The organism is Novosphingobium sp. AAP83, assembly GCF_001295795.1.
Classification (GTDB): Bacteria; Pseudomonadota; Alphaproteobacteria; order Sphingomonadales; family Sphingomonadaceae; genus Novosphingobium.
In genome coordinates this window covers 56,682-82,275 of sequence record NZ_LJHY01000003.1, presented here as the reverse complement: position 1 = coordinate 82,275, position 25,594 = coordinate 56,682, and the positions used below count along the sequence as shown (strand labels likewise).

The following is a 25,594-nucleotide window of genomic DNA, read 5'->3' as shown; positions in this document are numbered from 1 at the left end:
CCGTTTGCGACCTGTTAACGACGTTCTACTGGAGTCGCGCTGTCCGATGGCTGAACCGGATTGGTAGCCTTCTGTTCATGTTGAGCAAGGAATTTGTGAATGGATTTAACCTTTTCGGGCGTTCTGGCCGATGTCGCCACCCGGCTGGGCGAGGCCATTAAAAGCGCGCGCCATCCAATGCATGCGCCGGTTATTGGCACGGCCGACGGGGATTTGCGGATCATGGTCTTGCGGGAAGCCACGCCAGACTTGTCCCGCCTGCGCTTTCACACCGATTGGCGCAGCCCGAAAGCTACGATGATTGGCGATGGGGCAACTGTTTCGGTGCTGGCTTATGATCCTGCGGCGCGGGTGCAATTGCGCATGCAAGGGCTGGGACGGATCGAGCATCACGGCCCCATTGCCGATGCGGCGTGGAGCGCTGCCACGCTGACCAGCAAGCGCTGCTATTTGGCGCAAACCGGGCCGGGCGGGGCGCTTGATGCGCCGGGCGCGGCGCTTCCCGAATACATGCTTGACCGTTCACCAACAGCAGAGGAGGCCGAGGCTGGCCGCGACAACTTTGCGGTGCTGCTGGTGGAAGTGCACGCGCTCGATTGGCTGCAATTGACGCACCACGGCGGCATCCGCGCGCGGTTCGAGCGGGAAAGTGCTACCAGCGAATGGCAATCGGCGTGGGTGGCCCCGTAACGCCGAAGTTCCGGTGTCCGTCAGTGCATGACAGACACCGGATAACGGATCAGCGCGTCAGCTTCTTGTAAGCCAGACGCGTTGGACGGTCAGCCGCATCGCCAAGGCGGCGGCGCTTGTCTTCTTCATAGGCTGCAAAGTTGCCTTCGAACCATTCGACGTGGCTGTTGCCTTCGAAGGCCAGGATATGCGTGGCGAGGCGATCGAGGAAGAAGCGGTCATGGCTGATGACCACCGCGCAACCGGCGAAGTTTTCAATCGCATCTTCCAGCGCGCCCAGCGTTTCCACGTCAAGGTCGTTGGTCGGTTCGTCAAGCAGCAGCACGTTGCCGCCCAATTTCAGCATCTTGGCCATGTGCACGCGGTTGCGCTCACCGCCCGAAAGCTTGCCAACGTTCTTTTGCTGGTCTGCGCCCTTGAAGTTGAACGCGCCGACATAAGCGCGGGTCGACATTTCCTGCTTGTTGACGGTCATGTAATCCAGACCGTCCGAGATTTCCTGCCAGACGTTGTTCTTGGGGTCGAGATCGTCACGGCTCTGGTCAACGAAGCCCAGATGCACGGTCGAACCGATTTCCACCGTGCCGCTGTCTGGCGTTTCCTTGCCGGTCAGGATCTTGAACAATGTGGATTTACCAGCGCCGTTCGGACCGATGATGCCAACAATGCCGCCCGGTGGCAGCATGAACGACAGGTTTTCGAATAGAAGCTTGTCGCCAAACGCCTTGGTGATGCCCTTGGCTTCGATAACCTTGCCGCCAAGCCGCTCTGGCACCTGGATGACGATCTGGGCCTTGCCGATGGGACGGTTGTCCTGTGCGTTCTGCAATTCTTCGAACTTGCGCACGCGGGCCTTGGACTTGGTTTGGCGGGCGGCCGGCGTCTGCCGGATCCATTCGAGTTCGCGGGCCAGCGCTTTCTGCTTGCCGCTCTCCTCGCGCTCTTCCTGCGCCATGCGCTTGGCCTTGGTTTCAAGGTAGGTCGAGTAATTGCCCTCGTAAGGGAAGTACTTTCCACGGTCGAGTTCGAGGATCCAGCCCACCACGTTATCAAGGAAATAGCGGTCGTGGGTGATCATCAAGACCGCGCCCGCATAGTCCTTCAGGTGGTTTTCCAGCCATTCGACCGATTCTGCGTCAAGGTGGTTGGTCGGTTCGTCAAGCAGCAGGATGTCCGGCTTCTGGATGAGCAGACGCGTCAGGGCGATACGGCGTTTTTCACCGCCAGAAAGGCTGTCTACCGGCCAATCGCCGGGGGGGCAGCGCAGGGCTTCCATTGCAATTTCAAGCTGGTTGTCGAGCGTCCAGCCATCGACCGCGTCGATCTTGTCCTGCAACTCGCTCATCTCGGCGCCCAGCGCGTCGAAATCGGCGTCTTCCTCGCCCATTTCCACGCCGATCTGGTTGAACCGGTCAACCATGTCAGCGGTTGCGCGCGCGCCTTCCTTGACGTTTTCCAGCACGGTCTTGGTATTGTCGAGCTGCGGCTCCTGCTCAAGATAGCCGACCGTAATATATTCACCCGGCCATGCCTCGCCGGTATAATCCTTGTCGATCCCGGCCATGATCTTGATCAGCGTCGATTTACCGGCGCCGTTGGGGCCAACGATACCGATCTTGGCGCCCTGATAGAACTGCAAGCTGATATCGCTAAGCACCGGCTTTTGCGCGCCGGGGAAGGTCTTCGTCATGTTCTTCATGACGTAGGCATATTGGGCAGCCATAACGGATCCTTGATGGAATGGCGTGAAACGGTTGCGCAGCCTCTATCCGAGCGCGTCGGTGCGGGCAAGCGGCGGTTATCAAAGAAGGGTGTTGACCGGTGGCCTTGAGGGCTTGGCAGCACGCTGGCCGATATATAGGCTTGGTTGCATGCGAAACAAATTCCGCGCCGTCGCGCTCTCCGCCTTGGTCCTTCCTTTTGCCGCCCACGCGCAAGAGCCTGCGGGCGATGTGGCGTGGGATATTCTGGCAGACCTAACCAGCCAGGTTGGCCCGCGCATGCCCGGAAGCGAGGCCGAGGCGCGCGCGCGGGTCTGGGCCGAAGCGCGGTTGAAAGCGCTGGGCTTCAGCGGCGTTACGGTCGAGCCATTTCCGATCCGTGGTTATGTACGGGGACGTGACGAGGCCAGCCTGATCGCGCCCATCCCGTTCAAACTGGCGGTGACGGCGCTGGGCTATAGCGGCACCACGCCGGACAAGGGCATTGAGGGCGAGGTTGTTTATTTTGCAACGCTCGATGCGCTCAAGGCCGCGCCCGCCGGATCGTTGACGGGCAAGATCGCGTTTATCGATCATGCGATGAAGCGTGCGCAAGACGGCAGCGGCTATGGCCCCTATGGCCAGGTGCGCCGCGCTGGCCCTGCGATTGCATCGGGCAAGGGTGCGATTGGCGTGGTCATCCGCTCTATCGGCACAGACAGCCACCGCAACCCGCACACCGGCGGCACGACTTTTGCCGATGGGGTGAAGCCGATCCCGGCGGGCGCTGTTTCCAATCCCGATGCCGATCTGATCGCGCGCATTGCCCGCAGCGGCAAGCCGATCCGCCTGTCGCTGACGCTGACCGGCAAGACGATCGACAACCTGCCTTCGGGCAATGTCTTTGCCGATTTGCCCGGGCGCGATCCTACACTGCCGCCGATCCTCGTCGGATGTCATCTTGATAGCTGGGATCTGGGCACCGGCGCGATTGATGACGCTGCGGGCTGCGCCATCATCACCGCTGCCGCTTTAAAGGCACAAGACGGCGGCAAGCCCTTGCGCACCATTCGTGTGCTGTGGGCGGGCTCTGAAGAGCTTGGCGGCTTTGGCGGCCGCGCCTTTGCCGAAAAGCACACCGAACCTTATGCACTTGCCATGGAAAGCGATTTTGGCGCGGCAAAGGTGTGGCGGGTCAGCTTCAGCTTTGGCGATGCCAATGCAGCTTTGGCCGATCGTATTGCAGCGGCGCTATCACCGATGGGCATTGTGCGCGGATCGGGCAAGGCCAGCGGCGGCACCGATGTTGTGCCGATGATTGCCAAGCAGAAGCTTGCGGTGGTCGATCTGGATCAGGATGGCACGCATTACTTCGATCTGCACCACACGCCTGATGACACATTGGATAAAGTAGACCCGGCGGAGCTGGCGCAAAACGTGGCGGCGTGGACCGAGGTGCTGAAAATCGTGGCGAATGAAGTGGGAGTGATTGCGCCTGCGCCCTGAGTTCAGGGACTTTCCTCGGGAAATTCGACCACAGTTGTCACGCCATGGCGGCCATCGACGTGCAGAGTTCCGTTTAGCTGCGCGGCAAAACCTTTGATGATCGTGGTGCCAAGTCCCAGTGGCCTGCCGGTGCCAGTTTCAGGTGCTGGCGCTTCGGTCATGCCGCAGCCATTGTCTGCAACGGTCAGGCGCAGGGTTTGCAGTGCGGTCCGCTCAAGCGCCAATCGCACTTCGCCGGGCTGGCCCGGTGCAAAGGCGTGCTTGATGCTGTTGGTCAACACTTCGGTAACCAGAAGCATAAGTGTCATCATGCGGTCCACACTGATCCGCGCATCGATGGCGTCCACCGTGACCTGTACATGGCTGGCACCGGCAACGTCCTGCGCCTGCTGGATAACGTGGCGGAACTGGTCAGGCAGCGACAGGTCACGCGCGGCAGGATCATAGAGCTGACGATGCACGCGCCCCATCAGTTCGATCCGGGCGTTGGCGCTATCGACGACGGCCAGCGCGGATGAGGGATCACGCTCGATCCTGCGGCGTTGCAGGCGCAGCATTGATGCAATCGAGGCAAGGTTATTGGCCACACGATGCTGCAATTCCTTGAAGAGCAAGGTTTGGTGCTCGGCCATTTCGCCAAGCTTGCGCTGGCTTTCCACCAGCTTCTGTTGGCGCTGCAAAAGGCCATCGATCAGCGCGATGTCCACGGCCACAACCACTGCATAAAACAGCAACGCTGTCAGAACCCGCCCATTGGTGTCAAAGCTGCCCAATGGCGGGATGAACCAGAACCATGCAGCAAGGCCGCTCAGCATAGCGCAGACGACGCCTGGGCCACGCCCCGCCAGAAACGTGCAGAGAATGACGACCGGGAAAAACGTGAGGAACGGAAAGCCCGAGGGCAACATCGCGTCAACCAGAAAGCGGGCGCCGGCGCCTAAGCCGGCAAACAGGATTGCCGTGCCATAGCGCGGTAGAGTGCCGCGTATTGGCTGTAAAAATGCGCGCTGCAGCCAAGTCATAGCCGCACGATATGCACTTGGGCCGTAACAAGTGCAACTTAATCAGCAAAAAAGGCTCCCCTTTTTAGAGGAGCCTCAATTTAAAAACAGACAGAATTTGAATTCGTTAGATGCGTTCGATGATAATCGCAGGGGCCATGCCGCCTGCTGCGCACATCGTTACAAGGCCATAACGTCCGCCTGAACGCTCCAGTTCGTCCAATGCTGTGCCGATCAGGATCGAACCGGTGGCACCAATGGGATGACCCAGCGCCATCGAGCCCCCATTGATGTTCACTTTGGCGCGGTCCAGATCGAGATCGCGGATGAACTTTTCAGCGACGACGGCGAAAGCCTCGTTTATCTCCCAAACGTCGATGTCGTCTTTGGAAAGGCCAGCTTTGGCCAGAACCTTGCTGGCCGCAGGGACTGGCGCGTTGAGCATCAGCGTAGGATCATCGCCCTGATTGGCATAAGCGACGATCCGCGCGCGTGGCTTCAGGCCGTGCTTTTCGGCATAGGCGGGCGACACGATCAGCAAAGCCGCTGCGCCATCGACCACGCCCGATGAATTGCCCGCGTGGTGAAAGTGCTTGATCTCAAGATCGGGATAGCGGCGGTTGATCTGCTTGCGGAATGTTGTCCCGCCGAGATCGAAATCGGCCATGCCGGCAAAGCTTGGCTTCAAAGCGGCAAGGCCTTCGGCGGTGGTTTCAGGCCGTGGGAATTCTTCGCGATCCAGCGCAACCGATCCGTCATCGTTCAGCACAGGCACGGTCGATTTGGCAAATCGGCCTTCCTTGATCGCCATGTCGGCGCGCTGCTGGCTGACCAGTGCCAGCGCGTCCAGCGCCTCGCGGCTGATGCCTTCCATCGATGCAATCGCATCGCCGCAAATGCCCTGATGCGATTGCGGATGCACGGCGTCGAGCGCCATATTGCCCGAGCCCATGCCGAGTGGGCTGATTCCTGCGGCTGCTTGCTGCGCGCCGTGTGCGATGGTGAAGCTCATCATTTCGGTACCGCCTGCGATTACGCAGTCTTCCATGCCCGACATTACCGAAGCGCACGCCAGGTTTACCGAGGTGATGCCGCCACCGCAGAACCGGTCAAGCGTGGTGCCGCTGGCGGCCACATCATAGCCCGCAGCCAAAGCCGCCATGCGGCCAAGGTCGCCGCCCTGTTCGCGTACCTGGGTCGAGGTGGACCAGATGATGTCATCAACCGTTGCTGTATCAAGGTTGTTGCGGTCCTTGATGGCCTTGAGCACCGTTGCAGCCAGATGCTGCGGGTGAAGGTGTGAAAGCGCGCCCTTGCCGGGCTTGCCCACGCCGCGCGGGGTGCGAACAGCATCGATGATATAGGCTTCCGGCATCGCAAACTCTCCGTATTGTTTATTTAATCGTTCGATTAATGAGTATATGGGGCAGGTGCAAGTTGAATTTCAATGGCTCGACAGGATCATCCCGCCGTGTCAGCGGTGGATGGCGTTGTGCGCTAGGCAACACCAATTCCACTCAGCCGGTGGGCTAAGCCAAGCGCGCAAAAGTTATGACCGGAAAGGTTGGATATGATTTGGTGGAATGGTGAAAAGCCAGCGATAGAAAGGCTTACGCGGCTTGGCAGCAGTTCCATGCCGGCACATCTCGGCATTGAATTTGTCGATTGCGGCGAAGACTGGGTCAAGGCGCGGATGCCGGTTGATCACCGCACGCACCAGCCGTTTGGTAGATTGCATGGCGGCGCATCGGTTGCGCTGGCCGAGACGATCGGTTCGATGGGTGGTGCGATGGTGGTTGATCCTGACCGGTTTGTAACGGTGGGCGTTGAAATCAATGCAAACCATCTCCGCCCGGTGCGCGAGGGCTGGGTCTATGCCACAGCGCGACCGGAGGCCTTGGGTCGCACCACACATGTCTGGTCGATCCGGATCGAGGATGAGGCTGGCAAGCTGGTTTGCATCTCGCGGTTGACGCTCGCGGTTATCCCGATTGACCGCAAGTAAACTGCATCCGAAAACGCTTCGCAAAAGGATAATCTGATGAGCAGCGCAAGGGATCAAGCTTCCCCGCAAGACCGGTTGCTACCCATGAAGGGCATTCACAACTTCCGCGATTTTGGCGGCTATGGCGCGCGGGGCGGGAAGTTGCGCCGGGGCATGTTGTGGCGATCAGGCCAGCATTGCGATGCCTCGCCCGATGATTTGGCGCTGGTCCATCGCGTGGGCATAAGGACTGTGATCGATCTGCGCGGTGATAGCGAACGCGCGTCTTATCCGTGCTTGCGCCACGATGCGTTTGGCGGCGAAGTGCTGTTCCATCCCGGCGAGACTTCCGGTGGGCATGGCAAGGCGGTGCACGAACACGCGGCATTTAACGTCAGGACCGCGCAAGAAGCCCATGGCGCGATGCTGCGCATTTACACGACGCTGCCATTCCAGCCGGTTCTCGTCGGCACGTACCGGCTTTACATGCAGGCTCTGGCCGAGCGTGATAGCCCCAGCTTGTTGCACTGTCTTGCGGGGAAGGATCGCACCGGGGTTGGCGCGGCCTTGGTGCATAAGCTGCTTGGCGTGCATCACGATGACATTGCCGACGATTACCTCCTGACCAACACCGCCGGTGATCCCGAAGCGCGGATCGCCGCTGGCGCACAACACGTGCGCGCCGGGTTCGGGCCAACCATGGAAGATGCCGCGTTGCGGGTGCTTATGGGCGTGGACGCCGCGTTCCTCGACCGATCGTTTGGCACGATGACCGAGCGCCACGGCTCTGTCGAAGCCTATGCCCGCGATGTGCTAGGCGTCACCCCGCAGATGGTCGAAGCAATGGAGCAGCGGCTGGTCGAGGCCTAAGGCCGCAAGCAATGCACAAAAAAGCGGCGGGCTCAGACTCGCTTTTGCGCTGGCCACACCTTATCTCGCCAGCCCAGTGGAGGAATTTTCATGGCGACGACGCACAAGACCCGCATGCTCATTATCGGTTCAGGCCCCGCTGGCCTTTCCGCCGCGATTTATGGCGCGCGTGCGGGCATGGAACCCATCGTGGTGCAGGGGCTGCAACCGGGCGGGCAGTTGACGATTACCACCGACGTTGAAAACTATCCCGGCTTCCGCGACGTGATCCAAGGCCCATGGCTGATGCAGGAAATGCAGGCTCAGGCCGAACACGTCGGCACGCGCATGATGTGGGACACGGTGCTCGAAGTCAGTATGGATGGCTCTCCTTTCCGCGCGATCGGCGATAGCGGCGATATCTATGAAGGCGATGTGCTGGTGATCGCCACCGGCGCGCAGGCCAAATGGCTCGGCGCTCCGGGTGAGCAGGAGTTTTCGGGCAAGGGCGTGTCGGCTTGCGCCACGTGCGACGGGTTCTTCTATCGCGGCAAGAAGGTTGTGGTGATCGGTGGCGGAAACACGGCTGTTGAAGAAGCCTTGTACCTTACCAACCATTCGCCGGACGTCACGCTGATCCACCGTCGCGATTCATTGCGCGCCGAAAAAATCCTGCAAGACCGGCTGTTTGCGCACCCCAATGTCAAAGTGCTGTGGAATGCCAAGGTCGATAGCTTCGTCGGTGAGACGGGCAAGGGCCTGACCGGCGTGAAGGTGATCGACACGGTGACCGGCGCGGAATCGGTGGTCGAGACCGATGGTGCCTTCGTTGCCATCGGCCACGCGCCCGCAACCGAATTGTTCAAGGGCAAGCTCGAACTCGATGAAAACGGCTACATCATCGTCGAGCCCGGCACGCCAAAGACCGCGATCCCCGGCGTGTTTGCCTGCGGCGATGTGATGGACCATGTCTATCGCCAAGCCGTAACCGCAGCAGGCACCGGATGCATGGCCGCGCTCGATTCCGAACGCTTTCTTGCCGATCTGGATTTCAAAGCGACGCAGGCAGTTCCGGCCTGATATCGTCACTTCGTCCCGGATTTCGTTCGTCACTGCGAGCGCAGCGAAGCAGTCCAGAGCGTCAGGTAGCAACCTTTGGACTGCTTCGCTCCGCTCGCAGTAACGAATGGGAGTAGTCAGCCTTCCAGCATTTCAACCAGGCGCGCGAACAACCATTCGCGCGCTGCGTCATCCGAAAAGCTGTGCGATGCGCTGTCGATCCGTTGGATGCGTGGGTCAGTCGTGTTCCATGCCGCTTCAAACATCTGCGCCGTCCGGTCCCCTCTCGCCAGCAAGATCGCGACCGGACCGGCAAATGCGGCCAAGCCCGCCTGCATTTCTGCCATCAAGCCGGAAGGCGTGGCTTTTGTAGCCGCAGCTCCGCGCAATCCCTTGGCCAGTTTGGCAAGGTTGACCCCGCCCGTCAGCAAGCGCAAAACCTCGCGCGGGTTGGTGAGCTTGGCCAAATAGCGACTTCGGATTGCAGCGGCTGGCATGGCTTGCGGCGCTTCTTCGCCATCAATTGTCCATGGATTGGCCAGCACCAGACCGCCAATCGCCAGCCCATGCGCAAACAGCATCAAGGCCGCCGCCGCATCACAATTTCCGAAGGCGATCACGCGCGAAACATGCGGTGCATGGTTGCGAAAGGCGGCGATGGCGGCTGCAATATCCGGCCCGGAATGGCGGAACGTGGGGTTGTCGCCCTCGCTATCGCCCACCCCGCGCCGGTCATAGCGGAACACCGGAAAGCCCTGCTGCGCCAATCGTGCCGCGAGTTGTGCCTGACCACCCCAAGCGCCGCCGCGCAGTTCATTCCCGCCAGAAACCAGCAGCAGCCCTACAGACCCGCTCGCTTCAGCAATGTCGAGTGTGCCGACCAGCGTCGCGCCTTCGCAGGCAAAAGTCAGATGCCGCCGCGTCGTCATGCGTCAAGATCCGCTGCGATCAACCGCGCCAACGCTGCCGATTGCTCCGGCGCCGCGGCAGGTTCCGCGCGCAGCCATAATCCGCCGCCGCCAAGTTCGGCCTGCATGACGATCCGCTGGCCTTCGATCTGCGGCAAAGCGTCCTGCAAGCCCGCGATCAGCGAAGCCCCGCAGCGATAGCCTGCCAGTTCCAAGCCCGTATCGCGGCCTTGTTCCAGCAGCGCCGCACTGTCCTCGTGATGTCCCGCTTCGCGCGCGGCAATTGTGCGGGCGCGGATCAACTGGCGCAGGATCGATGGTCCCTTGGCAGGTTCCAGAACCCATCCCGGTAGCGTTCCGGGATAGACCAGCGCGCCGCCGCGCACGGCCAGAACATCGCTTGCGCCAAAGTGCTGCGCCGCCTGCCCCATCGCCGCGCGCCAGCTATGCAGGCTCTGCGCGGTGAAGCTCTGCAGGCTTTCATTGCAGCCCGGCAGATCGGGCAGGAATGTGTCGATCCCTGCCTCATCGAGCAGGCGCATGGTATCGACCAGCATGCCCCGCATGCGGTTGGCTTCATCGAACAGGGCTGGGACGATCAGAACGCGGCGACCACGCCCCTGATCAAATGCCAGTGCATATTCCTCGCATAGGCCAGAAGGGCCAGAGCAGGGCCACGCCGCAATCACGCGACCACTTTGGCTTCCAGAAACGCCAGCAAATTGCCATAGGTTTCTAGCAATTCGCCATCAACTTCATCGTCTTCAATCACAATGTCTAGCCGGTCCTCGATTTCCGTGAGCAAGCCTGCGACAGCCATGGAATCAAGCTCGGGCAGATCGCCGAACAGGCCGGTTGAGGCATCGAATGCGGCCACACGCTCAGCCGAGAGGCCAAGCACGTCTTGCAGGATCGCGCGCAGGGTACTGTCGGTACTGGTCATCGGGGTCCTGAACATGAAAGAGGACGTTTCGTTGCGCCCTTAACCACGCCGGTTCGCAGAAACAAGACCTTGGAGCAATCGCCGCCCAAAAGCGCGCACCAGCGAAGGCCAGTGCTGGACAGAACCGAGCCGCCATGCCCGCACCCGCCAGCGTGTGCGCACGGTGTCCATCCAGTCACGCTTATAGGGATCATCGCCCGTCCCGAAGTCGACCAGATCCACGCAGTCTGAGTCAATCACGTGGGCAAACATCGCCGCCGTCAGCAGCGTTCCGGGCGATTGTTTACGGAAGTGTTCATCATGCGCCAGCTTGTGAATGAAGGCGGTTCCGCCCTCAACGGTCCAGAACTGTGCGGCCACCGGCTGGCCATCGATTTCGGCAATGCCCAGCCGCAGCCTCCCGGCATCGCCATCCATCTGCGCCCATTTGCGCAGGAAATCGGGGCTGCCCTCGCCGGGCTTCCAACTCAATCTGTAGATCGTCTCGTAAGCGTCCCAATCGGCTTGGGAAAATGCAGTGGCGATGCGCAAAGTGACTTCACCCTTTTTGCCCTTGCGACGCACGGTTTCGCGCAAGGCTCCGGGCCTTGATGCCCAGTATTCGGCAAAAGAGCAGCCTTTGACCTCAAGCACGTGATTCGCATCGCACGGTTCGCAAAGCACAACCCATCCGGCTTTACGCATCGCAGTTGTCAGCGCCTGCGCATCGGCTTGCGGCATCGGCGCAAAGCACGCGCGGCCATGGGGCAAGCTTCGCACAATGTCTGAAAGAAGGTCACTATCTCCTGCGGCACGCACAAAAAAGCTATACCAATTGGCCAGTGCTTCGATCTGCCCATGCTCTTCGCGCCAGGGCAGCAGGGCAACGCGAGGCCCCTCGATTGCGATGGATACGCGGGCTTTTGCGGGATCCAGACAGGTATCGGCAAGCAGTGCCAGCCAGTCGAGCCGCTCGAACGGGGAACCGTACGCCACCGCCATAGCACGCAGGTCCGCTTGCGCTTCTTTAAGACTGGCGTGATAGACGTCCAATTCGCAACCGTCCTTTGATCCAAAATTTCGAGATTCACCGCGTGCCCGCCGAACCCGATCCTACCGTGTATCCGCTTGATCATCTTGCCTTGCGCGGGAGCGACAATGCCCCTGCGCTGGTGCTCAAGGACCACACGCTTAGCTTCGAAGCGTTAAATGCACGTGTAGGATTGCTTGCGGGTTGGCTAAAATCGCAAGTGCCGCAATCGGGTGCCCGGATCGCCACGTGGTTGCCCAAAACCGAACTTGCGTGCCTGATGCCTCTGGCGGCGGTGCGGGCAGGGCTGGTGCATGTGCCAGTCAACCCGCTGCTCAAACGCGCACAAGTGGCGCATATCTTGGGTGATAGCGGCGCATCGCTGTTGCTCGCCAACAAAGCGCGGCTTGATACGCTGGAAACGGGCGATGCTTTGTGCCCGGTGCGCGAGGAGCCGACCGTCTGGGCAGAGGCTGAAGCGCTGGGCACCATCGTGCCGCCGTCCGATGCCGCGCCCGATAGCCTTGCCGCAATTCTCTATACCAGCGGTTCCACCGGACGGCCCAAGGGCGTGATGCTCAGCCAGGCCAACTTGTGGCTCGGCGCGGTGAGTGTGGCGCATTATCTCAAAGTCCAGCCACAAGACCGCGTGCTGGCCGTGCTGCCCTTGGCCTTCGATTACGGCCAGAACCAGTTGCTTTCAACGTGGTATGCCGGTGGCTCGGTGGTGCCGCTGGATTACCTGACGCCGCGCGATGTGGTGAAATCTGTCGCGCGCTATGGTGTCACCACGATTGCGGCTGTTCCGCCGCTGTGGCTGCAATTGGCCGAACTCGATTGGCCGCAAGAAACAGCAGCGCATCTCTCACGCCTTACAAACAGTGGCGGCGCGCTCACTCCGTCGCTGGTCCGGGCGCTGCGCCGCAAATTTCCGCAAGCCGATCTTTATCCGATGTACGGCCTCACCGAAGCTTTCCGTTCAACCTACCTCGATCCCGCGTTGGTGGACGAACACCCTACCTCAATCGGCAAAGCCATTCCCTTCGCCGAAATCCTTGTGGTGAATGATGCAGGCCAAGCCGCCGCGCCTGATGAAGAGGGCGAGCTGGTCCACACCGGCCCGCTGGTGGCGCAAGGCTATTGGCAGGATGTGCAGCGCACCGCTGAACGCTTTAAGCCTGCGCCTTCCTTCTCTGAACTGGGTGGCATGGCGGTCTGGTCGGGGGACCGCGTGCGCCGCGATCCGCAAGGGTTGCTGCACTTCGTCGGGCGGCGTGATGCGATGATCAAGACTAGCGGAAACCGCGTTAGCCCGCAGGAGGTGGAAGAGGCCGCTGTTGCGACCGGGTTTGTCGCAGAAGCGGTGGCTTTGGGCCTGCCTGACCCGCAATTGGGCGCTGCGATCCACCTGGTTGTGCGCGCTTCGGGCGATGAAGCGGCGGCGCGAGCAGAATTGATCCCCGCGCTTACCCGGGCGCTTCCCAACTTCATGGTTCCGCGCCATGTGCATTGGCGCGATGCGATGCCGGTCAGCCCCAACGGCAAGCTGGACCGTGTTGCCTTGGCGGCAGAACTCGCCGCAGGAGATGCCACTTCATGAAACCACTTGGCCCGATCCCTTCAGGCTTTGCTGCCATCGACGGCGAATTGGCGATTGCCGGACATAAGGCAACGGCCCTGGTTGCCCAAGCTGGCGGAACCCCGCTGTTTGTTTATTCGCGTGAGATGTTAACCCGACGCGTTGCGGAACTTCGCGCGGCCATGCCGGATCGCTTGGCGCTTCATTATGCCGTGAAGGCGAACCCGTTTGCGCCGGTTCTCGAACACATGGCCGGTCTGGTAGATGGCTTTGATATTGCCTCAGGCGGGGAACTGGCGATTGTGCAGGCGGCGGGGATCGATCCGGCGCGGGTCAGCTTTGCCGGGCCGGGCAAACGTGACACAGAACTGGAAGCGGCGATTGCGGCGGGCGCTACGCTGAACCTTGAATCCGAAGGGGAGGCTGCCCGCGCGCTGGACATTGCCAACCGCCTTGGCATTACGCCGAAACTCGCCATCCGGGTGAATCCCGAATTCGATCTTAAAGGATCGGGGATGAAGATGGGCGGCGGGGCCAAGCCGTTCGGCATAGACGAAGCCCGCGTGCCCGCGCTCGCCCGCCGGTTGATTGCTGAAGGAGCCGATTGGCGCGGATTCCATATTTTCGCAGGAAGTCAGGCACTTTCCGCCGATGCGATCATCGAAACGCAGGGGCAGACGCTGGCGCTGGCGGCGCGGCTTGCTGAAGAATCCGGGGCTGCATTGCCCAAGTGCAATCTGGGTGGCGGCATCGGCATTCCCTATTTCCCCGGTGATGTGCCGGTGGATATCGGCAAAGTGGGGGCCGCTCTGGCCGAGCGTTTCGCCGATCTGCCAGACGTGTTGAAAGATACCGCGTTCGTAATGGAGCTGGGCCGCTATCTTGTTGGCGAGGCGGGTGTCTATCTTGCGCAAATCGTGGATCGCAAGGAAAGCCACGGCGAGGTCTATCTCGTCACCGATGGCGGCTTGCATCACCAGCTCGCCGCTAGCGGAAATTTCGGCACGGTGGTGCGCCGCAATTACCCCAGCGCCATCGCCACACGCTATGACGCAGCGGTAGAAGAAGAGGCCAATATCGTTGGCTGCCTGTGTACGCCGCTGGACCGCTTGGCCGATAAAGGTGGCTTTCCGCGCGCCGATGTGGGCGATCTTGTGGCGATTTTTTGTGCCGGCGCTTATGGTGCCAGTGCCAGTCCAGCGATGTTTCTGGGCCAAGGTCCAGCGCGGGAAATCCTTGTTTAACAAAGCAATGCTGCACTAGCGTTAAAGGTTTCCGCGCCACTGGTCCCGTTTTGGGACAGCGGCAAATTCCTGCCGGTCGCGGCCATATCTGCAATCAAAGCTAACGCAATATTCACCCTTTTTGGCGATATCCGAGAATGAATTGCGGTGTTGTGCCCCTTGCACGTGTGTGCGGCAGGGGGAGCGAGGCGCCGCAAAATACAAGGATAGGCCATGCCTTTGAATTCGCGCGTTACCCGTATTCTCGCCAGCACGGCTATGTTGAGCCTTGCCCTGTCGGGTTGCGGCGGCGTTGGCGGCGGGCAGCAATTGCCGCCTGCCTCGTTCGTTGCGCTACAAGAAGGTCCAGGCGAAGAATATGTGATCGGGCCGCTGGATGAACTGACCATTTTCGTCTGGCGCAATCCTGAACTGGGCGCTTCGGTGCAGGTCCGCCCTGACGGGCGCATCACCACGCCGCTGATCACCGACATGCCCGCTGTGGGCAAGACGCCGTCGATGTTGTCGGAAGATATCAAGCTGCAATTGTCGCAGTACATTCAGGAACCCATCGTCTCGGTCATCGTCAACAAGTTTGCCGGTACCTTCAGCCAGCAAGTGCGGATCGTGGGCGCGACTGAAAAGCCTGCCTCTATCCCGTTCCGCGCCAATATGACGCTGCTGGACGCCATGATCGCTGTAGGCGGTCTTTCGGAATTCGCCGCTGGCAACAAGGCGCGGCTGGTCCGGTTCGACAAGCAATCGGGCAACCAGAAAGAATACGCCGTGCGCATTGGTGACTTGCTGCGCAAGGGCGATACCAAGGCCAATGTCCTCCTTATGCCGGGCGATGTGATCATCATCCCCGAAAGCTCGTTCTGAGCAGCGGGCGGGGAACACGGCGGCTATGACCAACATTTACGAAGAAGTGCGCATTGCGCTCCACGGCATCTGGCTTCGCCGCTGGATCGCGTTGGGTCTTGCTTGGGCCGTTTGCATGCTTGGCTGGCTGATCGTGGCCATGGTGCCCAACAGCTATGAATCCAGAGCGCGCATTTTCGTGCAGATCGATGATGTGCTGGCAGACCAGATCGGCATCGGCGGTGATCGCAAGCGCGACATTGAACGTGTGCGTCAGACGCTGACCAGCTCGGTCAATCTCGAAAAGGTCATCCGCGCAACGCGGCTTGGCGACAGCGTGACCGATGACAAGCAAATGCAGGCGGCGGTTGCTGGTCTGAGCAAACGCATTTCGGTGGTGAGCCAGCAGGACAACCTTTTCCAGATCACCGGCACGGCGGGTGGCGGAGGTCGCAATGATGGCGAAAACGCCAAGCTGGCTCAGGACATCGTGCAGAAGATGATCGACATCTTCCGCGAGGAAAATCTGGCAGGTGGTCGCGGGGAAATGACCGAGACATTGGCATTCCTTGACCAGCAGTTGTCAGACCGCAAAAAGGCGCTTGAAGCAGCCGAGCTCAAGCGTACGGAATTTGAAGCCAAGAACGCCGATATGATCCCCGGCAGCGGCTCGGTCACGACCAAGATCGAATCGGCGCGCGGTGAAATGCGTGATATTGAATCGAACCTGCTTGCCGCGCAAAGCGCGCTGGCATCGATCAACGGGCAGCTTTCGGGCACCCCGCAAACCATTGCGATGCCCGGTGTTGCGGGCGGAGCCAAGGGCGCTTTGCAGCAGGCTCTGTCCGATCTTGGCTCAATGCGCGCACGCGGGTTGACCGATAGCCACCCCGATGTGATCTCGGCAAAGGCACAAGTCGCCGCGCTTCAGCGCTCTGCCAGCGTCGAAGGCCCCGGAGGCGGAGCACCCAATCCTGCCTATAGCTCGCTGATCTCGATCAAGGCGGATCGCGAAGCCAGCCTCGTTGCGCTGCAATCGCGCAAGGCTTCGCTTATGACCGAAGTCGCGCGGCTTTCAGCGCAGCAATATGGCGAACCGGCCATCGCTGCCGAAGCGTCACGCATTGGCCGCGATTATGATGTGCTCAAAGAGCAATACGACAAACTGCTGCGTGACCGTGAGGTACTGCGCCTGCGCGGGCAAGTGGAAACCGAGCGCGATGCGGTGAAGTTTGAAGTGATCGATCCGCCAACGATGCCGGCTGGCCCCGCTGCGCCTGACCGTCCGATGTTGCTGACGCTGGTGCTGGTCGTTGGCATTGGCGCAGGTTGCGGCGGTGCATTCGCGCTCGGCCAGCTCAAATCGGCCTATTCCACCACCGGCCAGCTTGAGCGCGCCACCGGGCTGACCGTGATCGGTTCGATATCTGAAGCGATCACGCGCAAAACCCGCAGCGAACGGGCGCGCCGCCTCAAATGGTTCGCCGGGGGCTTTGCCGGATTGTTCGTTGTCCTGTTCGTCTTGCTCGGCATTGAGATGCTGAAGCGCGGCATGGTGGCATGAGGGAGAACGGCCGATGACCGACCAGACCAGAATCCCGCTGCCGCCTTCAGGCCCTTCGTTGATCGAGCGGGCATCGGGCAGCTTTGATTTCCGCACGCTGACGCGGCCGCCAATTGCGGATCTTCCTCCAGTGACTGGGCCAGTGACTGCACCGGTTGTCAAACCAGTGCCACAGCCGGTGCCGGCAACACAGCCAACGCTCGTTCAACCGGTTGTCACCCAGCCTGAAGCCAAGCCGTTTCATGGCGTTTACCACAAGATTGACCGCGCCCATTTGCGCGAACAGTGCCTGATCGAACCCGAAAGCGCGGTCACTGGCCTGCTTGAAGAATTTCGCATTGTGAAGCGGCAATTGCTGCGCACGGCGGCGGAATCGCGTGGGGGCAGGGGGGCTGTCCATGGGGAACGCATCCTCGTGTGTTCCGCCCATCCGGGCGAGGGCAAGACGTTTTGTGCAGCGAATCTTGCGCTTTCGATAGCCGCTGAAAAAGACAACGAAGTTCTGTTGGTAGACGCTGATTTTGCCAAGCCATCGGTCCTGTCAACGCTCGGGCTGCCCGGTGGTCCGGGTCTGATGGATGCGCTGGCTGATCCGTCGATGGCGGTCGAAGACTGCATCATCGGCACAGATATTGCAGGGCTTTATGTGCTGCCCGCTGGTAACGCGACGGGCTCTGACACCGAATATCTCGCCTCATCGCGCACCGGCGAAGTGCTGGCGCGGCTGACGGCACATGCGCCCAATCGCATCGTCATTTTCGATTCGCCTCCCGCGCTTGCCGCATCGCCCGCATCAGTGCTCGCCAATCATGTCGGCCAGACCGTGATGATCGTGCGCGCCGATATGACCGGTGAGGCTGCGCTGCGCGATGCGGTCCACCTGCTTTCTGCCTGTGATGACATCAAGCTCCTGCTCAACGGCACCCGGTTTTCCACCACGGGCCGCCGCTTCGGCACTTATTACGGATACAAGGAATGAACCGTCCGTTGATTCTGGCGCGTCACGCGCTTGTTGCCAGTGCTGCCCTTGCTGCTTTGTGCGCGCAACCGTTGCACGCGCAGTCCATGCCCTATGAACCGATGGAGGGGAGCGGGGCTTCATCCGGGCGTGCGCAAACGCGTGGCGGCTTGTCCTCGCGCAGTGCAGGGGGCGGTGCGCGCACCACGATCCAGCCTTATATCGAGCTGAACCAGAACGTCCTTTATGAACTCTCCCCCGGCGATGACGTGCTGACCTACACCGCGATTGCGGCAGGGGTAGACATGGCGCTCAATGGTCGTCGCACGCAGGGCGCGGTTTCGTTCAGGTATGAGCGCCGGATTGCCCAAGGCAATAACAATCGCGGCATTAATGGCGATACGGTATCGGGCCTGGCGCGTGTGAAGCACGATCTTGTTCCGCGCCAACTGGCCATTGAGGCAGGCGCACTTGCCGTGCGGACGCGCTTTGAAGGCAACGGTGCCTCGTCGCTGAACCCTGTGGCCAATGGCGATGCCTCCAATCAGGTCTATTCGCTTTACGCAGGACCAGCAGTATCAACCAACGTGGGCGATGTGGCTTTGGCCGGTTCGTACATGCTGGGGTACACCCGCATTGAACAGAGCGCCACGCCGCAAACGCCGCCCGCAAACGCGTTCACCCAAGTCTTCGACGATTCCTTTGCCCAATCGGCACAAGTCTCTGCCGGGATTGCCGCAGGCACCGTGCTGCCGATTGGCCTCACCGCAACAGGCTCGTTCTTCCAAGAAGATATTTCGAACCTTGACCAGCGCGTGCGTGATATGCGCGCCAGCGTTCAGGCGAATTATCCCGTCACTTCAACTGTCGCGGTAATCGGCGCGGTTGGGTATGAGGACGTCACGGTTTCTTCGCGCGATGCTGTGCGCGATATCAATGGCAATGGCGTGATCGGATCGGATGGCCGCTTCGTCACTGACAAAAGCCGCGACCGCCAGATTGCTTATGAAACCGAAGGCCTGACATGGGATGCAGGTGTCATGTGGCGGCCCAGCCGTCGCACCGCGCTCTCGGCCTTCATCGGGCGACGTTATGACAGCACGACCTATTACGGCAGCTTCTCTTATACGCCCAATGATCGCAGCGCTTTAAGCATTGCCGCATTTGACAACATCTCAGGCTTTGGCGGACAGGTGGGCCGCGCCTTGCGTGATTTGCCAACCGATTTTGAAGTGAACCGTGATCCGTTCAATGGCCAGATCGGCGGCTGCGCCAATGGCTCACAAAGCGGCGGCTGCATTAACAATGCGCTCTCATCGGTGTCAGCATCCGTCTTCCGTGCGCGCGGCGTTAACGCCACCTATTCGCACCAAATTGGCCGGATGCAGGCAGGGGTCGGCGGCGGTTACATTCGCCGCAGCTTCATCGCCCGGCAGGATTCGGTGCTCGGCGCAGCCAACGGGACGCTGGATGAAAGCTACTTTGTTAACGCAGGCATTAATGGCCCGATCGATCGCCGGTCGAGCTTTGCCCTCTCGACCTATGCCGCTTGGTTCCAGAATGGCGTGTCTGATGATCAGGACATCAACACAATCGGCGCAAATGCCTCCTACTTCCGCAACCTGACCGACCGTTTGGTGGCAACGGCGGCGGTCGGTTTAGTGTCTGTTAACCGCAAAGTGGTTGAAGACGAAGCAATCGCACAAGGCCAGGTCGGCCTGCGCTATTCTTTCTGATGTCCGGAGACGGCCTCGATGTATGATGAATTCTATGGCCTCACAGGCCGCCCGTTCCAGCTAACCCCTGATCCGCGCTTCTATTTTGAAAGCGGGACGCACCGCAAGGCGCTGTCCTATCTTGGCTATGGTCTGGCGCAGGGTGAGGGCTTCATCGTCATCACCGGCGAAGTGGGCGCGGGCAAATCCACGCTGGCCGCGCATTTGATGGCCACGATTGACCGGCAACGCCTGACAGCAGCGCAGATCGTCACATCGGCGCTGGATGGCGAGGAGCTAATCCACGTTTCGGCGCGCGCTTTCGGGCTTGAAGTGGCAGGCCATGACAAGGCCACCGCGCTGGCGCAGATCGAGGCTTTCCTGCATCACGAAGCGCGCGAAGGCCGCCGTTGTTTGCTGGTTGTCGATGAATCGCAGAACCTTTCGGTGGAAGCGCTGGAAGAGCTGCGGATGCTGTCGAACTTCCAGCTAGGCGCGCATCCGCTGCTCCAGATACTGCTGCTTGGCCAGCCTGAATTCCGCACGCTTTTGCAAACCTCAAGCGAACTTGAGCAGTTGCGCCAGCGCGTCATTGCCTCGCATCACCTTGATGCGATGGAGCCATCGGAAATCGGCGCTTACATCGAGCATCGCCTCGCTTGTGTCGGCTGGAAGGGCAACCCTGCATTTGAAGCCCGCGTTTACGCGGATCTTGCCAAGGCAACGGGCGGCGTGCCGCGCCGGATCAACCAGGTTGTCAACCGTCTGCTGTTGATGGCGGCGATTGAGCAGCGCCAGACCATTGATGCCACCTTGCTGCAAGCGGTGATGTCCGACCTTGCAGGCGACGGCGGTTTCAACTCCAAGCCTGCCATCACGCCGGTACCTGCCAGTGAAGCACCGGTCGTGGAGATGCCTGCCAAGCAGACTTTTGCCGCACCAGTCGCGCCTGTTTTTGACGATGCTGCATGGCGCGCGGCTTTGGCTGAACGCGATGAGCAAATTGCCGAGCTGCAACAAGCGATCATCGAACTGGCCGATATGCGGCCCGCGCCGGTTGCCGAAGCTGTGGCTGATCCGGAATTGTTGGCGCAGATTGAAGAGGCCCATCGCCGGATTGCCGCGCTGGAAGCGCGCGATGGCGATGAAGAGGTTATCGCAGCATTGGTCGAAGCCAACAATCGGATAGTTGCTCTCGAAGCGCGCACGGCTGAGCAGGAGCAGGCGATCCGCCACACGCTGACCATGCTGATCGAGTGGATCGAAAACGAAGATTACCAGCGCGCTGCTGCTTGACGCCGCGCATAGGGGGAATTTGGGATGAACGCGCTGTCCGGGCCTGTGCTCAACGGCTTGTCGGTCGATGTCGAGGACTGGTTTCAGGTCGGCGCGTTTGAAACGGTGATCGACCGCAAAGACTGGGACGGGCTCGATTGCCGGGTCGAGCGCAATTGCGCCGAAATCCTTGCGCTGTTTGGTGCAGCGAACGTGAAAGGTACGTTCTTTACGCTGGGTTGGGTGGCACAGCGTTACCCCGCCATGATGCGCCAGATTGCCGATGCAGGGCACGAAATTGCCAGCCACGGGTGGGATCACGCCCGCGTGTTCACGCTGGGCCGCGATGCCTTTGCTGCCGATATCGAACGCGCACGCAAGGTTCTGGAAGATACCACCGGCCAGCGCGTGACAGGCTATCGCGCGCCCAGTTTTTCTATCGATTCGCGCACGCCTTGGGCGCATGAGGTACTGGCCGAACAGGGCTATGCTTACTCCTCCTCGGTCGCGCCGATTGTGCACGATCACTACGGCTGGCGTGAAGCGCCGCGATTTGCCTTCCGTCCGGTGGAGGGTTCCGATTTTATCGAAATTCCGGTGACAACAGCCGAGGTCGCCGGACGCCGGATGGCAGCGGGCGGTGGCGGGTTCTTCCGGCTGTTGCCCTATTCTGTTTCACGCTGGGCGATCCGGCAGGTAAATTTGCGGGACCAGCGCCCCGCCGTGTTCTATTTCCACCCGTGGGAAATCGATCCCGATCAGCCGCGCCCTGCCAGCGCCCCGCTGAAATCGCGGCTGCGCCACTATACCAACCTTGATGTTATGGCGGCAAAGCTATCGCGGCTGGTCCACGAATTCCGTTGGGGGCGGATGGACGAAGTGGCGGCGATTGAAGCGGCGCGCACGCCTGCAAGGCTGGCGGCATGAACGCGCCCTTCGTGCCCTCGCGCGTCGCCGTGCGCCTCGCCGATCCGGGCGATCGCCCGGCCCTCGCGCGCTTTCTGGCCGATCACCCCGATACGACTGCGTTCCACCGGCTCGAATGGCTTGATGCGGTAGAGCGTTCGACTGGCCATCGCACGCATATCCTGCTGTCCGAACAGGACACCACAATCCGCAGCGTTCTGCCTTTGCATGAAGCACACAGCCCGTTGTTCGGGCGCGCGCTCGTCTCCAGCGGCTTTGCCGTTGGTGGTGGCGTGGTGGGTGAGGGTGATCCGGCCTTGTTTGCCGCTGCCGAGGAACTGGCGGTGCGCCTTCAGTGCCCAAGCCTTGAATTGCGCGGCGGACCACTGCCGGATGGTGCAGATTGGCATATCAAGCAGGATAGCCACGCCGGTTTCGTCAATCCTCTTGCCGCCGATGACGATAAGCAATTGCTCGCCATCCCGCGCAAACAGCGTGCCGAAGTGCGGCGCGGGCTGGCGCACAACATGGATGTGCGCATTGGCCGTGATGCCGCAGCGCGCGCGATGCACTATGCGGTCTATGCCGAATCCGTGCGCAATCTTGGCACGCCGGTATTTCCCAAGGCGCTGTTCGATGCCGTGATGGATGGATTTGGCGACGATGCCGATATCCTCACCGTTCTGCACGAAGAACAGCCGCTTGCCTCGGTGCTCAGCCTCTATCATCGCGGCGCGGTGATGCCTTATTGGGGCGGCGGCGTGTTTGCGGCCCGCACCATGCGCGCCAACGATGTGATGTACTATGCGCTGATGAACCACGCGCGCGCGCGCGGCTGTGACCGGTTTGATTTCGGGCGCTCCAAAAGCAACACCGGCGCTTATCACTTCAAGCGCAACTGGGGTTTTGAACCGCAGCCGCTGTCTTACGCCAATTGGACCGCAGACGGTGCGCCTCCGCGTGACGTCAACCCGCTCAGCCCGCGCTACAAGGCGAAAATCGCGGCGTGGCAGAAGTTGCCGCTGGCGGTTGCCAACCGCATCGGTCCGTTCATTGCGCGGGGCCTTGCGTGAGCGAGGTTCTGTTCCTTGCCCATCGCATTCCCTTTCCGCCGGACCGTGGTGACAAGATCCGGTCCTGCCATGTGCTACGTCACATCGCATCCCTCGCGCCGGTTCACGTCGCGTGCTTTGCCGATGATGACGCCGATCTGGCGCATGAGCCTGAATTGGCCGCCGTTGCGCAAAGTCATTGTCTTGTCCGTCGCGCGCGTTCGTTGCCTGTGGCGGGGTTTGCGGCGCTGCTGACAGGCAAGCCGGTCAGCCTCATCGCCTTTGCTGACAAAGCTTTGCATGCCTACATCGCACGGTTGCTCAGCCAGCGTCCGATCAGTGCGATCTATGTGTTTTCAGGCCAGATGGCGCAATATGTCCCGCCATCATTTGCAGGCCGCGTCGTGATGGACTTTGTCGATGTGGATTCAGCCAAGTTCGAAGCCTATGCCGCTGGCGCGCGCTTTCCTGTCAGCATGCTTTATGCCCGCGAAGCCCGTTTGCTGAGCCGGTTCGAGAGCTTCACTGCGCGCCGCGCTTCCACCAGCTTGCTGGTCACGCCCGAGGAAACCGCGTTGTTCCGCGAAAGGCTCTCTGCGGGGGCGGTGCCATCGCTACAACCGCTTTGCAACGGCATCGATACTGCGTTTTTCGATCCTGCCAATGTGTTGCCGTCGCCCGAAATGGCGGGTGAGGGGGCGCAAATCACGTTCACCGGGCAGATGGACTATCCGCCGAACATCGCTGCGGTGGAAATGTTCGCGCGCGATGTGATGCCTGCGATCCGCAGCGTCCTCTCCGATGCCCGCTTCAACATCGTGGGCCGTGCGCCGGTGCCATCGGTCCGCGCCTTGGACGGCGTTAACGGTACGTGCGTGACCGGCGCAGTCGATGACGTGCGCCCGTGGATTGCCGGAGCCGATCTTGTCGTGGCACCGCTGACCATCGCGCGCGGCGTGCAGAACAAGGTACTCGAAGCGATGGCAATGGCCCGTCCGGTCCTCGCCACGCCCGAAGCCGCAACCGGTATCCCCGCGCGTGATGGCTTTGAGTTCATCGTCGCCCAAGGTGCTGAAGCTTTGGCCCGGCAAGCGCTGGCGCTGCTACACGATCCGGTTCGCGCGGCTGCGATTGGCCAGTCTGCTCGGGCGTTCGTCGTCAGCGAATGTGGCTGGAACCATGTGCTTGCTCCTCTGGGCGGACTGTTGGGACTCCAAGGCACGGAGACTTCCAGTGCAGCCGCATAACCTCGCGCTTCAAGCACCGCTCGCACGGGCATGGGCATCTTTGCCGAGCGAATGGCAACGCCCGCTTGCGCTGCTGGGCATTGTCTGGGCCGGAAACATCGCGCTGTTCTTTGATGATTGGCGCGCCATGGCGCTGCAATGGTGGGATAGCTCGACCTACAATCACATCTTGCTGATCCCGTTTATTCTCGGGTGGTTGATCTCGCAGCGGGGGCGTGAAGTCCTGCGCATCAGCCCGCAAGGCTGGTGGCCCGGCCTCGTCTTGTTTGGCGGTGCCGGCTTTTTCTGGCTGCTTGGCCATTTCGCAGGGTTGTCGCTTGCCACACAGCTTGGCGTTGTCCTGATGGCCCAATCCAGCGTGCTGACGTTGCTTGGCCCGCGTGCATCGGCAGCATTGGGCTTTCCGCTGGCCTATATGTTGTTCCTCGTTCCCGCAGGCGATGAACTGATCCCAACACTCCAGACCATTACCGCATCCATTACCATGAGCCTGCTCGATGTGGCAGGCGTGCCAGCGCATATCGAAGGCGTGTTCATCACCACGCCTGCCGGTTATTTCGAGGTGGCCGAGGCCTGTTCCGGGGTCAAATTCCTGATCGCAATGATCGCCTATGGCGCGCTTGTGGCCAACGTCTGCTTCCGGTCGTGGCCGCGCCGGGCGGCGTTCATGGCCTTGAGCATCGCTATGCCTGTTCTCGCCAATGGCGTCCGCGCATGGGGCACGATCTTCATCGCCGAATACCACGGCATCGCCTTTGCCGCCGGCTTCGATCACATCTTTTATGGCTGGATATTCTTCGCTGTCGTCATGGCGCTTGTCATGTTGATTGCGTGGCGCTTTTTCGATCGTGCGATTGATGACCGGATGATCGATGCCGATGCCGTGAATGCCAACCCGATCCTCGCGCTTGTAGCCGGTTTCACCATCAGTCCGGGTAAAGGCTTTGCCGTGATGATTGCGCTTGCACTGACATTCACGGGCTGGGGCGCATGGGCCAACCGCCTTGAAGCGCCGGTGCCATCGCTGATCGTCTTGCCGCAAGTAAATGGCTGGAAGCAGGTCGATTACACCCCGCTCGCACCTTGGCAGCCATTGCACACCGGGGCAGAGCATGTGGTGCTAGGCCGTTATGCCGATGCATCGGGTCATACCGTTGACGTATCGTTCGCGCTTTATGCAGCACAAAGCGATGGCCGCGAAGCTGGTGGATTCGGCCAAGGCGCATTGCCGCTGAACGGTGCATGGGCATGGGAAAGATCGGCCAACCCGATTGGCGGTGGTCAAGCGGACCGCATCCAGACAGCCGGGCCTGTCCATCGCCTGACGGAAACATTCTATCGTTCTGGCACGATGCTGACAGGCAGTAATACCTGTCTGAAATTGCAGAACATTTCAGACAGGTTCCTGCTGCAAAGACGCACCACGGCTACACTGATCATTTCATCCGAAGATGAAGTGTCCGGACGTCCCTCAGCCGATAATTCTCTCCACGCGTTCCTGAACGCCACAGGCCCTGTTGACGCGTGGATGGACCGCGTCGCAGCGGGCCGCTAGGGCAGCCCCC

General features: G+C 60.8%; 23 protein-coding genes. 16 read left to right on the top strand and 7 right to left on the bottom strand.

What is annotated here, in order from left to right; all coding sequences use genetic code 11:
- Positions 1-99: 99 nt before the first annotated feature.
- Entirely contained in the window at positions 100-690 is a 591-nt protein-coding gene (locus IP81_RS02125; RefSeq protein WP_054106327.1) for a hypothetical protein, read from the top strand.
- Positions 691-739: 49 nt separating this feature from the next.
- Here IP81_RS02125 and ettA read toward each other — a convergent pair whose 3' ends face one another.
- Positions 740-2,413, bottom strand: a complete 1,674-nt coding sequence (gene ettA, locus IP81_RS02120) for an energy-dependent translational throttle protein EttA (RefSeq protein ID WP_054106326.1) — start codon at positions 2,411-2,413, stop codon at positions 740-742.
- A 148-nt stretch (positions 2,414-2,561) separates the two neighbouring features.
- Here ettA and IP81_RS02115 point away from each other — a divergent pair, with 148 nt between their 5' ends.
- Positions 2,562-3,896, top strand: a complete 1,335-nt coding sequence (locus IP81_RS02115) for a M28 family peptidase (RefSeq protein WP_054106325.1) — start codon at positions 2,562-2,564, stop codon at positions 3,894-3,896.
- A 2-nt stretch (positions 3,897-3,898) separates the two neighbouring features.
- On the opposite strand, the gene IP81_RS02110 is transcribed toward IP81_RS02115, so the two are convergent.
- Positions 3,899-4,918: a sensor histidine kinase gene (locus IP81_RS02110; protein ID WP_054106324.1), complete on the bottom strand. Its 1,020-nt coding sequence runs from the start codon at positions 4,916-4,918 to the stop codon at positions 3,899-3,901.
- A gap of 106 nt (positions 4,919-5,024) precedes the next feature.
- Positions 5,025-6,272 (bottom strand): acetyl-CoA C-acetyltransferase, encoded by a 1,248-nt coding sequence (locus IP81_RS02105; RefSeq protein WP_054106323.1) that lies wholly within the window; start codon positions 6,270-6,272, stop codon positions 5,025-5,027.
- Positions 6,273-6,530: 258 nt separating this feature from the next.
- Here IP81_RS02105 and IP81_RS02100 point away from each other — a divergent pair, with 258 nt between their 5' ends.
- The 3 genes from IP81_RS02100 to trxB all read left to right on the top strand — a co-directional run bounded on the left by IP81_RS02100 (position 6,531) and on the right by trxB (position 8,810).
- Complete coding sequence (locus IP81_RS02100) at positions 6,531-6,902, top strand: hotdog fold thioesterase (RefSeq protein WP_231626204.1); 372 nt, start codon at positions 6,531-6,533, stop codon at positions 6,900-6,902.
- 36 nt (positions 6,903-6,938) lie between these two features.
- The gene (locus tag IP81_RS02095; RefSeq protein WP_054106321.1) at positions 6,939-7,751 is read left to right on the top strand and encodes a tyrosine-protein phosphatase; all 813 of its coding nucleotides are present in this window, start codon (positions 6,939-6,941) and stop codon (positions 7,749-7,751) included.
- Between the two features lie 90 nt (positions 7,752-7,841).
- Positions 7,842-8,810 (top strand): thioredoxin-disulfide reductase, encoded by a 969-nt coding sequence (gene trxB, locus IP81_RS02090; protein WP_054106320.1) that lies wholly within the window; start codon positions 7,842-7,844, stop codon positions 8,808-8,810.
- A 116-nt stretch (positions 8,811-8,926) separates the two neighbouring features.
- Here trxB and IP81_RS02085 read toward each other — a convergent pair whose 3' ends face one another.
- The 4 genes from IP81_RS02085 to IP81_RS02070 are packed head-to-tail and all read right to left on the bottom strand — an operon-like array spanning position 8,927 to position 11,672.
- Positions 8,927-9,718: a hydrolase 1, exosortase A system-associated gene (locus IP81_RS02085; protein WP_054106319.1), complete on the bottom strand. Its 792-nt coding sequence runs from the start codon at positions 9,716-9,718 to the stop codon at positions 8,927-8,929.
- Complete coding sequence (locus tag IP81_RS02080; protein WP_054106318.1) at positions 9,715-10,386, bottom strand: hypothetical protein; 672 nt, start codon at positions 10,384-10,386, stop codon at positions 9,715-9,717. The genes IP81_RS02085 and IP81_RS02080 overlap by 4 nt, the downstream gene beginning before the upstream one ends.
- Positions 10,383-10,640, bottom strand: a complete 258-nt coding sequence (locus IP81_RS02075) for an acyl carrier protein (RefSeq protein WP_054106317.1) — start codon at positions 10,638-10,640, stop codon at positions 10,383-10,385. The genes IP81_RS02080 and IP81_RS02075 overlap by 4 nt, the downstream gene beginning before the upstream one ends.
- A 39-nt stretch (positions 10,641-10,679) precedes the next feature.
- Positions 10,680-11,672: a GNAT family N-acetyltransferase gene (locus IP81_RS02070; RefSeq protein ID WP_054106316.1), complete on the bottom strand. Its 993-nt coding sequence runs from the start codon at positions 11,670-11,672 to the stop codon at positions 10,680-10,682.
- Positions 11,673-11,713: 41 nt separating this feature from the next.
- On the opposite strand from IP81_RS02070, the gene IP81_RS02065 reads away from it, so the two are divergent.
- The 11 genes from IP81_RS02065 (at position 11,714) to xrtA (ending at position 25,584) form a co-directional block, all read left to right on the top strand.
- Positions 11,714-13,249, top strand: coding sequence for an acyl-CoA ligase (AMP-forming), exosortase A system-associated (locus tag IP81_RS02065; protein ID WP_054106471.1), 1,536 nt, complete (start codon positions 11,714-11,716; stop codon positions 13,247-13,249).
- Entirely contained in the window at positions 13,246-14,472 is a 1,227-nt protein-coding gene (locus tag IP81_RS02060; protein WP_054106315.1) for a pyridoxal-dependent decarboxylase, exosortase A system-associated, read from the top strand. The genes IP81_RS02065 and IP81_RS02060 overlap by 4 nt, the downstream gene beginning before the upstream one ends.
- A gap of 213 nt (positions 14,473-14,685) precedes the next feature.
- A complete protein-coding gene (locus IP81_RS02055; protein ID WP_054106314.1) occupies positions 14,686-15,333 on the top strand; it encodes an XrtA/PEP-CTERM system exopolysaccharide export protein in 648 nt (215 codons plus the stop codon).
- A gap of 25 nt (positions 15,334-15,358) precedes the next feature.
- The gene (locus IP81_RS02050) at positions 15,359-16,876 is read left to right on the top strand and encodes an XrtA system polysaccharide chain length determinant (RefSeq protein ID WP_054106313.1); all 1,518 of its coding nucleotides are present in this window, start codon (positions 15,359-15,361) and stop codon (positions 16,874-16,876) included.
- A 13-nt stretch (positions 16,877-16,889) separates the two neighbouring features.
- Positions 16,890-17,855: an AAA family ATPase gene (locus tag IP81_RS02045; protein ID WP_054106312.1), complete on the top strand. Its 966-nt coding sequence runs from the start codon at positions 16,890-16,892 to the stop codon at positions 17,853-17,855.
- Positions 17,852-19,570, top strand: a complete 1,719-nt coding sequence (locus IP81_RS02040) for a hypothetical protein (RefSeq protein ID WP_054106311.1) — start codon at positions 17,852-17,854, stop codon at positions 19,568-19,570. The genes IP81_RS02045 and IP81_RS02040 overlap by 4 nt, the downstream gene beginning before the upstream one ends.
- Before the next feature lie 18 nt (positions 19,571-19,588).
- The gene (locus tag IP81_RS02035; RefSeq protein WP_054106310.1) at positions 19,589-20,845 is read left to right on the top strand and encodes an XrtA/PEP-CTERM system-associated ATPase; all 1,257 of its coding nucleotides are present in this window, start codon (positions 19,589-19,591) and stop codon (positions 20,843-20,845) included.
- Between the two features lie 24 nt (positions 20,846-20,869).
- Entirely contained in the window at positions 20,870-21,751 is an 882-nt protein-coding gene (locus IP81_RS02030) for an XrtA system polysaccharide deacetylase (RefSeq protein WP_054106309.1), read from the top strand.
- Complete coding sequence (locus tag IP81_RS02025; protein WP_054106308.1) at positions 21,748-22,803, top strand: FemAB family XrtA/PEP-CTERM system-associated protein; 1,056 nt, start codon at positions 21,748-21,750, stop codon at positions 22,801-22,803. Before IP81_RS02030 ends, IP81_RS02025 begins: the two co-directional genes overlap by 4 nt.
- Positions 22,800-24,029: a TIGR03087 family PEP-CTERM/XrtA system glycosyltransferase gene (locus IP81_RS02020; protein ID WP_054106307.1), complete on the top strand. Its 1,230-nt coding sequence runs from the start codon at positions 22,800-22,802 to the stop codon at positions 24,027-24,029. The genes IP81_RS02025 and IP81_RS02020 overlap by 4 nt, the downstream gene beginning before the upstream one ends.
- On the top strand, positions 24,016-25,584 hold the full coding sequence (gene xrtA / locus IP81_RS02015; RefSeq protein WP_231626203.1) for an exosortase A: 1,569 nt from the start codon (positions 24,016-24,018) through the stop codon (positions 25,582-25,584). The genes IP81_RS02020 and xrtA overlap by 14 nt, the downstream gene beginning before the upstream one ends.
- Positions 25,585-25,594: the final 10 nt, after the last annotated feature.